The organism is Halomonas sp. SpR8 (assembly GCF_031010195.1).
Lineage (GTDB): Bacteria > Pseudomonadota > Gammaproteobacteria > Pseudomonadales > Halomonadaceae > Vreelandella.
Genome location: NZ_JAUAMC010000010.1, coordinates 119,640 through 132,759 on the forward strand (window position 1 = coordinate 119,640; position 13,120 = coordinate 132,759).

The window sequence follows — 13,120 nt, forward strand, 5'->3', positions numbered from 1 at the left end:
CTGGGTAGGGGAGCGTCTACCCCGAATATGACGTCTTCATACTTAGTAGGACGTTTAAGGAGTACTTACGATGTCTTCAACAACAGCATTATCGATCGTGGTCATTGGCCTCGGGCAGATGGGCGGGAATATGGCCCTCACCCTTCGAGCCGCAGGGTTTGCGGTAACGGGCAGCGATGTATTTGAGCCGGCGCGGTCGCGCCTTGCTGCTCAAGGGCTAACCGTTGTGGCGCCCGATGCGCTACCCGCAAGCGATGTTTACCTGCTGTCGCTGCCAACTTCCGCCCATGTGCGCGAAGTGATTGAGCAATCCCCAGGCTTGCTCACGCTAGCGCCGAAAGGCAGCGTGATTGTTGATACGTCCACCAGCGACCCAACCGTCAGCCGTGAACTGGCCGAAAAAGTGACCACAGCGGGCCTTCAGTGGCTGGACGCCCCGGTTAGCGGCGGCCCGAAAGGCGCCGCTAATGGCAAGTTGGGCATGCTGCTAGGGGGCGCTGAATCCACCATCGAGCGGGTAGCCCCCATGCTGGAGGCCATGTCGGCCAAGCGTACCCATGTGGGCGGCCCCGGCAGCGGCCATGTGGTCAAGCTGGCCAATAACTATCTATGTGCGGCGCACTTGCTGACCACCGCCGAAGCGGTAGCCATGGCGGCCAAGGCTGGCGTTGACCCCGCCGCCTGTTTGGCGGGCATCAATAGCGGTTCGGGGCGCAGCGCGGTTAGCGAGGTGAACTTCCCCGAGTGGGTGCTGAGCGAGCGCTTTGACTCAGGCTTTACCACCGGCTTGATGCGTAAAGACCTGCGCCTGGCGCGAGACGCCGCCAAACAGTTGGGCATCCCGCCGACCCTGCTGCAAGCCGTTGTCGATGCCTGGCACGCGAATGCCGATAACCCCGCCGATAGCGACGACTTTAACCATATCACCACGCCGATTTTAGCGCGTGCTAGCCAAGCGGAGGGCAACGAATGAACGCACTTAGCCAACATGCTCAAGATCACCTTGCCACGCTGCTCGAAGGTTTTGGATTAACGGCCACCACGCTGTTGAGCAACTGGATTGATGGCGGTTTAGTAGCGGGTGAGGGTGAAGTGATCACCCTGACCAATCCGGCCACTGGCGAAACGTTGGTAAGCTATCGCGACGCCAGCGCGGCGCTGATTGAACGCGCCACCCAAGCGGCTGTGCGTGGGCAGCAAGAGTGGATGGCGTTGACCGCCAGCGAACGCGGGCGGCGTATGAATGCCGCCCTGCGCGGCCTGGAGGGCCATGAAGAGGCGCTGGCGCAGCTGGAAAGTGTCGTTGCCGGTAAGCCAATTCGTGACTGCCGGGCCGAAGTCGGCAAAGTGTGCGAGATGTTCGAATACTATGCGGGCTGGTGCGATAAGCAGCATGGCGAAGTGATACCGGTGCCCACCTCGCACCTGAATTATGTGCGCCATGTGCCTTATGGCGTGGTGGGGCAGATTACCCCCTGGAACGCACCGATGTTCACCTGCGCCTGGCAGTTGGCGCCAGCGATAGCAGCGGGCAATGGGGTGGTATTGAAGCCCTCCGAGCTTACGCCGTTCTCATCGGTAGTGATTGCCAAGCTACTTGAAAGTGGCGGGTTGCCGAAGGGACTTATCAATATCGTTAACGGCCTGGGCAAGACGACCGGTGCTGCGCTCACCGATCACCCCACCATCAGCAAGCTGGTGTTTGTCGGTTCTCCCCAGAGCGGCCGCCTGATTGCCGAGGCGGGTGCGCGGCGGTTGGTGCCCAGCGTGCTAGAACTGGGCGGCAAGTCGGCCAATATTGTGTTTGCCGACGCCAAACTGGACGAGGCGGTGGCGGGTGCCCAAGCTGCCATTTTTGCCGCCGCAGGCCAGAGCTGTGTAGCAGGGTCGCGCTTATTGATTGAGCGCTCGGTGTTTAAGCAGGTCACCACCCGCTTGGCGCGGGCGGCAGAACAGATTGAGGTCGGCCTGCCCAGCGATGAAGCGACGCGTATGGGCCCACTGCAGAATCGCCGTCAGTTTGAGCAGGTGACGCGAATGATCGATGCCGCCGTCGCCGCGGGTGCGCGGCTATTGACGGGTGGCAAGCGCCCGGCAGGGCTGCCTGACGAGGCCCTGGGCTACTTTATCGCCCCTACCGTGCTGGTGGATGTTACGCCGGATATGGAGATCGCCCAGCAAGAAGTGTTTGGCCCGGTGCTGGTCGCCATGGCGTTTGATGATGAAGTCGAGGCCATTCAACTCGCCAATGAGACGCGATTTGGCTTGGCGGGTGCGGTGTGGAGCCAGGATGTCGCCCGGGCGCATCGCGTCGCCGGGCAGTTACGCGCAGGTACCGTATGGATCAACAGCTATAAGGCGATCAGCGTGATGTCACCGTTTGGTGGCTTTGGGGATAGCGGCTTTGGCCGCTCCAGCGGCCTGGGTGGCCTGCGCGAGTATACGGTGCCACAAAGCGTCTGGGTGGAAACCGCGCCAGAGGCGAGCGTCGCGTTTGGTTACGGTAGCGGTGTTGGTTAATCGCTGACCGAGCCGGACTCTCGAAAGGCCTGCATCCAGCGCTGCAAATGGCGTAGCAATAGTATGCAGGCCTTGGGCTGTTGGCGGCCCACGCGGGTGACCATATGGGCCTGGGAGCGCTGGAAGAGCGGATTATCTACCGGGCGCGCCACTAGCGTACCGACCTCTAAATCATGCGCAACGGCAAAGGCGGGCAGTAGTGTGATACCCATGCCGCTGCGCACATACTGCGCCAGTACCACCATGGAATTAGTGTTCATTGCCAGGTGCGGGGCGATCCGTGCCTGTTGAAAGGCTTGATCGACCATTTGGCGCACCCCGTGGCTGGGATCCCACATGGCCATGGGTTCGGTGCTAAGTTGCTCCAGGGAGAGCGGCGCAGGTTGGTTGGCCAAGGGATGGTCTGGCGACAAAATAGTCATCAACGGCTGTGGACTAGAAGCCCAGAAACGCAGTTGAGGATGGGTTCTTTCGTGGAACATCAGGCCGATATGGCTGTGATCATCAACCACGGCCTCAATAATGCCCGAGGTGCCCGCGATATGAATATCGAGCTGGATGCCGGCATAAAGCTGGGTAAATTCATGCAGGGGTGAAGCCACTAGGTCACTGACAAAACCCTCACCGACGGTAAGTGATATTTTGCCTGTTTCCATGCGTTGGTAGGCTTCGAGTGAGGCGATAAAGCCTTCATCAAGTGCACCGCGACGTTCGCAGTACTCAAGCAGCATTTCGCCAACGGGTGTTGGCGAAATGCCGTCACGCTGACGCTCCATAAGGGTTGCCCCCAAGGCTTCTTCCAGTAAGGCAATTTGCCGACTGACCGCCGAGGGGGCAATGTCTAAGCGCGCCGCTGCGCGACGCACGGAGCCAGATTCTAGGGTAACGCGGAAATACACTAAGCGCTGATGAGGTATGTCCATCGATAGCTAGGCGCTACAAATACTTAAGCAGTTTCTGCAGCTTATTCATATCAGCAGAGTCGCCCACTAAGCGTACGTTACCGTTCATCATACCGTCTAAAAAAGCCTGCTGAGTCGGCTTTTTGAGTACTTTCAGGGCGGTGACTTGATCCCGGAAACGTAGCTCAATATCCAAGTCGACAGGTAGCCCTTTACCGGTGCTGATGCGGTTCGGCGTCATCCGGTAGTGGCGGGCAATGCTTAGATCTTCTGTGGCAATACCCCAATCCAGGCCGCGCATACGTTCTAACTGCTCACGAAAGCGCGGCTTGCGGCGCAGGGCGCGTTTGAGCATTACGCCCAGCAGCCACAGCGTCAGCTTAAGCTTCATTAGGAAACGGCGTCCTTAAGTCCTTTGCCTGGCTTAAAGGCCACGTTTTTGCTGGCCGGAATTTGCAGCGGGGCACCGGTTTGCGGGTTTTTACCGGTACGCGCTGCGCGCTCACGTACGGTGAAGGTGCCAAAACCAATCAACGCGACATCTTCGCCCTTGGCACAACTGTTGGTGATCTCATCGAGAATAACGTTCAGCACTTGGCCTGCTTTATCTTTGGACAGGTCGGCACTTTCAGCGATAGCAGCAGCGAGTTCAGGTTTGCGCATAAGAAATCTCCTAAATTAAAGAATCGAACGTAAAGCAAATGCATGTTGTTGTATGCGTCACGCAGCATAGCTTTTCTATCCTAGTCGTGAACGCGGCGAAAATCAGCCTAGCAGCGCAGGTGCTGCTCTGGAAAGCTCCACTTTCCTTCTCACGGAGCCGCCTGTCAACGCAAAACCAATCAAACGTCCGTCTTTATTTTCGGCCAAGGCACTGATATCGCCGCCTTCACCTTCGATTCGCCAACGTTCTGGCGTGGTGATTGGCGGGTAGGCAACCACTGGCAGCAGCGGGGTTTTTACCACCACCGGCCAAGCGCCAAAACTGACCGACGTTGGGGTGCCTGAAAGCGTTGCCGCCAGCGCTTTGGCGCTAGCCTGTAGCGGCTGGACGTACATGGCATTAACGCCATCGACGCAGGCGACGTCGCCCAAGGCATAAATATCTGAGTGCGAAGTACGCAGTTGGCGATCTACCATGATGCCGCTAGGTACTACGCTTAATCCAGCGGCTTCGGCAAGTGCTGACCGCGGGACAAGGCCCGTTGCCATCAAGATAAAATTCGCGCTGACGGCGTCGCCGTTATCTAAACGTAATTCGATATTTTCACTACTGCCGAGCGTGATGGAGTCAATCGAGCGGCCAAGGTGAAGCGCGATACCTGCTTCACTAAAGGCATCGCCTAACGCGTTGCCGAGTGGCGCGGGCAGCAGACGGGGAAGCAGGCTTCCCTCTGGAGCAATAAGGCTGACTTGATGCTCCCCAGCGTGCAGGTCGTTAGCAAATTCACAGCCGACAAGGCCCGCGCCTATCACCGCTACTCGGCCAGGGCCGTGGCTCAATGCCGCGCGAAACCGGCGATAATCGTCTAAATCATTGATCGTAAAGCAGCGCGACGCCACGCTGGTGGCAATCCTAAAGGGTGCGCGCGGCTCGGCTCCAGTGGCTAAAACGAGGGTTTCATAGCCCAGAGTATTTCCACCATCGAGGAGGAGCGTCCGGTTATCCACATCCAGTGCGTTGACTCGGGTGTGGATAACTATTTGTGCATTTAGCTCTTCGCCTAGTTCGGCAGCGCTTTGCTGGGCTAGCGTATCGGCTGACAGACCTTTAGCAAAACCGGTTGAGAGCAGAGGCTTGCTGTAATCATCGCCGCTGTCAGCGCTCACCAACGTTATTGAGCGTTGATCACCCTGGCGGCGCAAGGCGCGGGCTAGGCCAACCCCGGCCATCCCTGTACCAATAATCACCAGCTCAGCCTGTGACGTAATCTGTTTATGTGATGCGGGCATGCAGACACCAAATGGGATGCTAAAAAGTCGCTGTAATAAAAGCCTATTAATGCGCCATGTTACACTAATCGCCCCAATTATCGCCTTGGAGAACTCGGTGACCTCTCCTGCTTTCCAGCAAACTCCGCTATTTTCGCGCTGGCGTCCTATTAATGCGGCGCGGCCTGCCATGAGCGCTCCTTGGTGGCAGTGGGTTGCCTCTACCGATTCGTTAACCGCTCGGCTAATAGCGGCTGGCGGCCATAAGCATTTTCGGGTGCGCCTACTGCGCCAGGGGGTGGGTTGGCCACAGCAAGACGAAGCGCAGGCGCTGGGCATTGCCCCCAAACGCTACGCGTGGTTGCGCGAAGTGGCACTTTGTTTAGACGAAAGGTCGTGGGTGGTGGCGCGCTCGGTCGCGCCACTTTCGCAGCTAAAGGGGCAGCGTTTAGATCGCCTAGGTGAGCGCTCGCTAGGCAGCTGGCTATTTCGCCAGCCAGACTTAGTGCGCGGGCCGTTGGAAGTAACGACACAATCGCCACCCTTTGTTAGCGAGAACGCCCTAGAGGAAAAGTGCGCCTGGGGTCGGCGCTCCGTTTTTTATAATGGCTGTAAGCACGACGGGCTGTCATTGTTGGTTCAAGAGTATTTTTTACGTGCGATGGCGGATGAACTCGATCTGCCTTCGCGCTAAAGTCGTTGCATTATGGTGTTTTATTTCGTGAGGTAAGTATGGATCGTTCACTGTTGCGGCCGAAGGGGTTAGCTCGCGTGGCGGATTTTTTACAGCTGATGCGTCTAGACCGACCCATTGGTACGTGGCTGCTAATGTGGCCGACGCTTTGGGCGCTCTGGATTGCCGCCGAAGGCGTGCCAGGGCGAAATATTATGCTGATTTTTATTGCAGGGGTTTATGTGATGCGTGCTGCGGGCTGTGTGGTCAATGACTATGCCGACCGCCACTTTGATGGCCATGTAAAACGTACTAAAAACCGCCCGCTCGCAACGGGGCGTATTAGTGAAACCGAGGCTCAGCGACTGTTTACTGCTTTGGTAGTCGCGGCATTTATTTTGGTGTTACTGACCAACTGGTTCACGGTTCTGCTCTCATTGGGCGGTGTGCTGCTGGCGGTTATTTATCCGTTTATGAAACGCTACACGCATTTCCCCCAGATTGTTTTAGGGGCCGCCTTCTCTTGGGCAATACCCATGGCCTTTGGTGGCGTACTGGGCTACGTGCCGTTGGAAGCGTGGCTGCTATTTTGTGCCAACGTTTTATGGACAGTGGCTTACGATACCCAGTACGCCATGGTCGACCGCGACGACGACTTGAAAATAGGTATTAAATCGACGGCGGTGTTGTTTGGTAATGCAGATCGTTTAATCATCGGCTTACTACAGATAACCACGCTAGGACTGCTGGCGTGGGTCGGCTGGCGGGTTGATTTAGGCGGTTTCTTCTGGATGGGACTTGTCGCCATGGGCGCTACTTTTCTGCATCAGCAGCGCTTGATTCGTTATCGCGAGCGAGAGCCTTGCTTCCAAGCTTTTCTGAATAATTTTTGGTCGGGCCTGCTAGTTTTTGCTGGTATTACACTGAGCTGGTGGCCTACTGCGGGCTAAAAGCTGTTACTGTCATGTAATTGTCATGAAGTCATGGTGTTATCGTCACTGACATGTCATTGAGCTAGTTTTCGCTGAACTAGTTTTCATTGAGCTAGTTTTCTCTGAACACCGTGAGGCCCTGGTATGACCGCCAAGACCGTTCTGATTGTTGATGATGAGTCGTCGATTCGCGAGATGATCGCGGTCGCGCTGGAAATGGCTGACTATCGCGTGCTCGAAGCAGATAACGCCCAGGATGCTCATGCCATGGTCGTCGACCACCAGCCTGATTTGCTGCTGCTTGACTGGATGATGCCTGGTACCAGCGGTATCGAGCTAGCAAGACGTTTAAAACGCGAAGAAGCCACTGCCGAGATTCCCATTATCATGCTTACCGCTAAAGGCGAAGAGGATAATAAGATTCAGGGCCTTGAGTCAGGTGCCGATGACTACATCACTAAGCCCTTTTCTCCCCGTGAATTGGTGGCACGGCTAAAAGCAGTGCTGCGCCGGGCGACGCCGCGTGGTGTTGAAGATCCGATTGAGATTAATGGTTTACTGCTTGATCCAGTGAGCCACCGGGTAAGCGCCCACGGCAAGGCGCTGGAAATGGGGCCCACCGAGTACCGTCTGCTACAGTTTTTTATGACCCATCAAGAGCGTGCTTACACGCGCAGTCAGTTATTGGACCAAGTGTGGGGAGGTAATGTGTACGTTGAAGAGCGCACGGTCGATGTGCATATCCGTCGTTTGCGCAAAGCATTAGGCGATGTGCATCAAAACTTGATTCAAACGGTTCGGGGTACCGGCTACCGTTTCTCTGCACGGGTGTAAATGTGCGCCTATGGAGTCGTGAACTGTGGCGACTCGCGTGGTTGGCCACGTTGGGGGCTTGCCTGGGTTGGTTGCTGGGCTTTGCTGGGCTGGGGCTAGCGGTCGGCCTGACTATCTGTCTTTTTTATCACTTGCGTCAGCTGCGCGAACTGTATTTATGGCTAACTCTGCATCCTCACGATGAGCCGCCTGCCGCCCGTGGTATGTGGGGCGAACTGTTTGATCGTTTGTACCGCTACCAGAAAAGTCAGCGCATAACACAAAGCAGGCTGCGCGCTACCTTAGCGCGTATTCAAGAGTCGTCAGAAGCGATGCGCGACAGTGTGGTCATGCTTGATCGCCACGGTGATTTAGAGTGGTGGAATAGCGCTGCAACCGACATGCTGGGCCTGCAGACCGCCCATGATCGTGGCCAGCACATTACCAACCTGCTGCGCGACCCAAGCTTTATCCGCTATTTTAATGCGCGAGACTATCGCGAGCCGCTGACGCTCACTTCGCCGATTGATGAACGACGCATCCTGCAGTATCAAATTACCCTTTATGGCGACGACGAGCGCTTAGTCATGGCGCGGGATATTACCCGCTTGCATCGCTTAGAACAGATGCGCCGAGACTTTGTGGCCAATGTCTCCCATGAACTGCGTACTCCTTTGACCGTTCTCTCTGGCTATTTGGAAACCTACAGTGATATCGCCGATCAGTTACCTCCACGGTTAGGCAAAAGTATCCATCAAATGCAGGAGCAGACTCAGCGAATGCAGAATCTGGTCAATGACTTACTGTTGCTCTCGCGCTTGGAAATTGACCAGGGGGGTAAAGATCATCACCCGCTGCCGCTAGAGCCTTTACTGCAAAGCGTGTGTGCCGATGCGCTGGCGCTATCACATCAGCGCCATACGATCACGGTGTCGCTGGAGAGTGAGGCCCAATTGATGGGTAGTGAGCAGGAAATTCGCAGCGCCGTCTCCAATCTTGCTTATAATGCCGTTCGCTATACGTTGCCGGGTAGCCATATCACATTACGCTGGAAGTCCAGTGCTGCTGGCGGTGGCTGTATTGAGGTTGAAGATGACGGTGAAGGTATTGATCCCGTGCACATACCCCGTTTAACCGAGCGCTTTTATCGTGTTGATAAAGGCCGCAGCACTGCCACCGGAGGCACAGGGCTGGGCTTGGCCATTGTTAAACACGTGCTGTTACGCCACGATGCCCAATTACAGATTGAATCCCACCCCGGTAAAGGCGCTCTGTTTCGCTGCGTTTTCCCTCTCTCACGACTTGTTTAACGTTAAAATAATTCTCCCGCATAATGTTTGTAGAAGTATACAGTGGTGGTATGCAAGGTTGGTAAAAACTTTGCCCATGTGCCACTTTTATACATCTTCATCCGCTGCTCAGAAATTGAAAGGACTTTTCTGATATTTTATAACTTTATGATTTTTAATGCTTTAATATTTAATTTAAATTTTTGGCATGACCTCTGCATGTATCATATTAAGAAAGATGATCGCAGGTAATGCTGGCTGATGATTAGCCCTTCTTTCTTACCAAAGCGGTATCAAACAGCGATCGGAGGTGGAATATGATGTCCAAGGATTTTCTCAAGAAAGCTGGCATTTTAGGTGTATCTTTTTGCTTAATGGCAAGCCCATTGGTTTTTGCACAAACAGATGAAAACACTGCAATCGATGAGAACCAAGGCATTACGGCTGATGAACAGCCAATGGACGCACAGGGTGCTGGTAGCTCTAACAGCAGCGATAATACGACGAACGATTTAACCCATGACGAAGGCGACGGTGCCAGCGACATGGAACCCCAATCAAGCAGTCACTCAGATGACGCTGAATATGACGAAGATGAACTTGTTGAAGAAAATAGCGGTAGCTAATTATTGATGATTTTTAGATATCATTGAATGCTTTCTCATAGGATGAGGAAGTGGTTAACAGCATGTTTTACAGACAAGGATGTGCTTCGGATTCAAGGATGAATCAAAACGTTAGTCAGGGTAAATTCCAAGGTTGGAGTCCCGCACAAGGAGTGGAAGCTAGCGTTAGTCATTACCTATAACCTATTCTGATATCGGGCCCGTAGTGCGGGGCCTAACTTTTTGCTGTCTGCTTTTTCCTTATTTCTTCTGCCCCCTCGCCTTCGCTGCCACTCCCTTTCCAGTGCTTTTTTCGTTTTTCTATAAACCTAGCGTCTAGCGGCCTATTAGCAGCTGAGCCTGGGTTGCTGAGTGTGTCATAAAGGCACAGACAATTTTGCGCATGTGTCATTAGTGCACATGTAATTAGCGTGCTTTTGTTTTTAGCGGCATATTATTGTGCGCAATTTAAATTTATTAAGTATTTGATTTTTGGTCTTTAAATTTTCAATTTATGGAGTTGGCACTGCATATGCAAAATCAAGGCAGTGAAGCTAACCGCAGTGAGATGCCAGCCACCGTGCACCTCTCACTTCACTTCAGCGGTATCAAACAGTCGCCAGGAGTAAATAGTATGTTTAACGAATTTGTGAAAAAAGCAGCCGTAGTAGGTCTTTCATTTGGTTTACTGGCTAGCCCGCTGGCATTTGCACATATGTCTATTGAAGCTAATCAAGATATTACAGCAAATGATGAGCCCATTCATGCCCAGTCACACCGCTCAACCGACCAAACAGATTTTAGCCCATCAGACCTAATGTATGACGAAGGAGATCGTCCTATGGTTGTTAAGGCTGAGTCCACTAGCACGAACGCTCAGGCTACCTACACGCCAAAAGACTTAATCCGCGAAAATGGATCATGAAACGTTCGGTAAATAAAAATTTGCAATAACGTAGGAGTACATTACGTTAAAAGCGTGAGTTAAACATGCAAGCGCATGTCACTCCGGTAAGGATGCACTAAGAGCCAAATGAAACTAACGCAATTGAAGCGCTGGTCAGGGTTAAATCCCAAGGTTTGGGGCCCGCAAAAGGGGAGGAGGCTAGCGTTAGACATTGCCAAAAAATATGTTTTTTAGACCCTGCTAATGCGGGGTCTGATGTTTGCAAGTAGTCAAAATGTTTCTTAACGGCTACTAGGGCCTGTTGACGTTTCATCATGAAGCGCTGGGCCCGTTTTTATCCTTGGCGGCGCAGCCATCGTCCATTTGGAATCACTATACGTCTCACCTCCTGCCTTGCTGTGAATTAAAATGGGCACTAATAAAACGTAGGGTTAGCTGCAAAAGAATGCCATATCTGCAACGAATATAGTGAAAGTGATGTCTATATACGCATAGTACAGGCCGGTTTTACGAGCATTCCGGCATTTAGCAGCCAAAGGAGAAGGGCATGTTATTTAAAGAAGTGGGTAAAAAAGTTGCTATTGTAGGCATTTCATTTGGTTTAATTGCTAGTCCCCTGGCAATGGCGCAATCCTCCATTGAGTTGAACCAAGAACGTTCGGTCGGTTCGGATGTAATCGATAAGCCTCAGTCACACCGGCCATCAAATGACGCTCAAGTTTCACCTGGTAACTTAAATCGTGATGAAGGTGACAGCTTAGATTTCTCACCATCCAGTAGTGCTATCGATAATGATGAACAAGCTTCACAGCGTGTGAAAGAAGGTTATAGCACCACCGATTTGAACCGTGATGAGGGCGATAGTACCGACTGGTAAGTGATTGTCTGAAGGTAACTCAAGTTCCGCAAAGACCTCGCCGACGCGAGGTCTTTGCGGTTATCAATATTTAAAAATGCCTTAAGGGGTGATTATCTCACAGCGGTTTAATGTTGCGCGCGTCATGACATGCGTCTCTATAGTGGGCGTCCCACATCAGTACGGCGCCTGCCACCGCACCGGGAATCAAAAATAGATTGGCTAGGGGAATCCAGGTGATGAGCGTGATTAACCCGCCGTAGCTGAGACTTTGCCACCAGCGTTTCGAGAGCCGTTGGCGCATGTCGGTAAAGGACACCTTGTTGTTATCCATGGGGTAATCTAAATAAGTGATGGCCATCACCCAGGCAGAAAATAGCGCCCACAGTAGCGGCGCAACTAAATTGACGCCTGGTATCCAGCTAATCACAAACAGGCCGGCGGCACGCGGCAAGATATAGGCGAGCTTAACAAGCTCCCGGCCAAGAGCATCAATCGCTGTTTTGGTAAGGCTGCGGTCATCCGTCGGTTCACGGCCGGTCACCTGTACTTCAACCTTAGCGGCTAAAAAGCCGTAAAAAGGCGCTGCAATGAAACTGGTCACCAGCGTAAATGTGAAAAACACCACGACTAACAGGCTAATCACAAAGAGCGGCCAAATAAGCCACGATAGCCAATCTAGCCAAGTAGGCACCATGTTCATCCAGTGAGCCAACCAGCCATCAAAGCGGTTGAATACAAAGCTGAACATGCCCACATAGACAATTAGGTTGACCAGGATAGGTAGGAAAATATAGCGGCGCATGCCCGACTGATACACACAGCGTGTACCTCGGCTAAACGCAGTAACAGCATCCAGCATGATGGGGGAACTCCTTGTGATTCAAACGTCCAGGCGGCTAAACGGCCTGGACGTATTGCAGGAGGAAACCCCTATCAGGTCAAGACTTTTTTAGCACTTTCGGATCCAGATCGTCGGTGTCGCTATGGCGAATATCCAATCCTTTGACGAGATAGACCACGTACTCAGCGAGGTTATCGGCGTGGTCACCCACCCGCTCCAGCGCGCGCAGTACCCACATGATGCTGAGTACGGAAGTAATTGAACGTGAGTCTTCCATCATAAAGGTCATTAACGAGCGCATCGCGCTGCTGTACTCGTCGTCTACCAGTTCATCTTCGCGCACCACCTGCATGGCAAGGTCGGTATCAAAGCGGGCAAAGGCGGTGAGCGCATCGCGGAGCATTTTACGCACGTGCTCGCTGATGTGACGCACTTCCACCAAGCCGCGAATGGTACTGGTGTTTTCACTCAGTAGTAGCGCGTTGCGGGCGATTTTGCTGGCTTCATCGCCAATGCGCTCAAGGTCTGAGGTGGCGCGAATAACGGCCAGCACCAGACGCAAATCAGATGCTGCAGGCTGGCGGCGCGCCAGTACGCGGGTGCACTCGTCATCAATTTGCAACTGCAGGTCGTTGACCTGACGGTCATTGTCACGCACCTGCTCGGCCAAGCGAGTATCGCCCTCCAGTAGGGCAAAGACAGCATCCTGCACTTGTTTTTCCACCAGACCGCCCATGGCCATCAGGTGGGTCTTCAGCTCTTCCAGCTCCTGGTTGAACTGGCGAGAGATATGCTGGCTGTGAGAGTCGCTAGTAATATCCATGGAGCACTCCTGACGTTCCCGTCG

15 protein-coding genes are annotated in these 13,120 nt (G+C 53.5%); 9 read left to right on the forward strand and 6 right to left on the reverse strand.

Annotation, left to right across the window (positions count from 1 at the left end; genetic code table 11):
- Window positions 1–70: 70 nt before the first annotated feature.
- Window positions 71–973, forward strand: a complete 903-nt coding sequence (locus tag QT230_RS18070; RefSeq protein ID WP_308323551.1) for an NAD(P)-dependent oxidoreductase — start codon at window positions 71–73, stop codon at window positions 971–973.
- Complete coding sequence (locus QT230_RS18075) at window positions 970–2,520, forward strand: aldehyde dehydrogenase family protein (protein ID WP_308323552.1); 1,551 nt, start codon at window positions 970–972, stop codon at window positions 2,518–2,520. Before QT230_RS18070 ends, QT230_RS18075 begins: the two co-directional genes overlap by 4 nt.
- Here QT230_RS18075 and QT230_RS18080 read toward each other — a convergent pair.
- The 4 genes from QT230_RS18080 to QT230_RS18095 form a co-directional block, all read right to left on the reverse strand.
- Entirely contained in the window at window positions 2,517–3,443 is a 927-nt protein-coding gene (locus QT230_RS18080; RefSeq protein WP_308323553.1) for a LysR family transcriptional regulator, read from the reverse strand. The two genes, QT230_RS18075 and QT230_RS18080, sit on opposite strands and share 4 nt — an antisense overlap.
- A gap of 13 nt (window positions 3,444–3,456) precedes the next feature.
- The gene (locus QT230_RS18085; protein ID WP_308323554.1) at window positions 3,457–3,813 is read right to left on the reverse strand and encodes a hypothetical protein; all 357 of its coding nucleotides are present in this window, start codon (window positions 3,811–3,813) and stop codon (window positions 3,457–3,459) included.
- Window positions 3,813–4,085, reverse strand: coding sequence for an HU family DNA-binding protein (locus QT230_RS18090; protein WP_064232353.1), 273 nt, complete (start codon window positions 4,083–4,085; stop codon window positions 3,813–3,815). Before QT230_RS18090 ends, QT230_RS18085 begins: the two co-directional genes overlap by 1 nt.
- Before the next feature lie 102 nt (window positions 4,086–4,187).
- Window positions 4,188–5,375: an FAD-dependent oxidoreductase gene (locus tag QT230_RS18095; protein WP_308323555.1), complete on the reverse strand. Its 1,188-nt coding sequence runs from the start codon at window positions 5,373–5,375 to the stop codon at window positions 4,188–4,190.
- A 49-nt stretch (window positions 5,376–5,424) separates the two neighbouring features.
- Between QT230_RS18095 and QT230_RS18100 the strand changes: the two genes are divergently transcribed.
- The 7 genes from QT230_RS18100 to QT230_RS18130 all read left to right on the forward strand — a co-directional run bounded on the left by QT230_RS18100 (window position 5,425) and on the right by QT230_RS18130 (window position 11,450).
- Window positions 5,425–6,048, forward strand: coding sequence for a chorismate lyase (locus tag QT230_RS18100; protein WP_308323556.1), 624 nt, complete (start codon window positions 5,425–5,427; stop codon window positions 6,046–6,048).
- Window positions 6,049–6,086: 38 nt separating this feature from the next.
- Window positions 6,087–6,977, forward strand: coding sequence for a 4-hydroxybenzoate octaprenyltransferase (ubiA, locus tag QT230_RS18105; RefSeq protein ID WP_308323557.1), 891 nt, complete (start codon window positions 6,087–6,089; stop codon window positions 6,975–6,977).
- 126 nt (window positions 6,978–7,103) lie between these two features.
- Window positions 7,104–7,793: a phosphate regulon transcriptional regulator PhoB gene (phoB, locus tag QT230_RS18110; protein ID WP_308323558.1), complete on the forward strand. Its 690-nt coding sequence runs from the start codon at window positions 7,104–7,106 to the stop codon at window positions 7,791–7,793.
- Window positions 7,794–7,795: 2 nt separating this feature from the next.
- A complete protein-coding gene (gene phoR / locus QT230_RS18115; protein ID WP_308323559.1) occupies window positions 7,796–9,082 on the forward strand; it encodes a phosphate regulon sensor histidine kinase PhoR in 1,287 nt (428 codons plus the stop codon).
- A 296-nt stretch (window positions 9,083–9,378) separates the two neighbouring features.
- On the forward strand, window positions 9,379–9,687 hold the full coding sequence (locus tag QT230_RS18120) for a hypothetical protein (RefSeq protein WP_308323560.1): 309 nt from the start codon (window positions 9,379–9,381) through the stop codon (window positions 9,685–9,687).
- A gap of 511 nt (window positions 9,688–10,198) precedes the next feature.
- Window positions 10,199–10,591, forward strand: a complete 393-nt coding sequence (locus tag QT230_RS18125; RefSeq protein ID WP_308323561.1) for a hypothetical protein — start codon at window positions 10,199–10,201, stop codon at window positions 10,589–10,591.
- A 529-nt stretch (window positions 10,592–11,120) separates the two neighbouring features.
- The gene (locus tag QT230_RS18130) at window positions 11,121–11,450 is read left to right on the forward strand and encodes a hypothetical protein (protein WP_308323562.1); all 330 of its coding nucleotides are present in this window, start codon (window positions 11,121–11,123) and stop codon (window positions 11,448–11,450) included.
- A 97-nt stretch (window positions 11,451–11,547) separates the two neighbouring features.
- Here QT230_RS18130 and cysZ read toward each other — a convergent pair whose 3' ends face one another.
- Together cysZ and phoU are read right to left on the reverse strand one after the other, a co-directional pair.
- Window positions 11,548–12,291 carry a sulfate transporter CysZ gene (cysZ, locus tag QT230_RS18135; protein WP_308323563.1) on the reverse strand — a complete coding sequence of 248 codons (744 nt, stop codon included), beginning with the start codon at window positions 12,289–12,291 and terminating at the stop codon, window positions 11,548–11,550.
- A gap of 79 nt (window positions 12,292–12,370) precedes the next feature.
- A complete protein-coding gene (phoU, locus tag QT230_RS18140) occupies window positions 12,371–13,096 on the reverse strand; it encodes a phosphate signaling complex protein PhoU (protein WP_088698318.1) in 726 nt (241 codons plus the stop codon).
- Window positions 13,097–13,120: the final 24 nt, after the last annotated feature.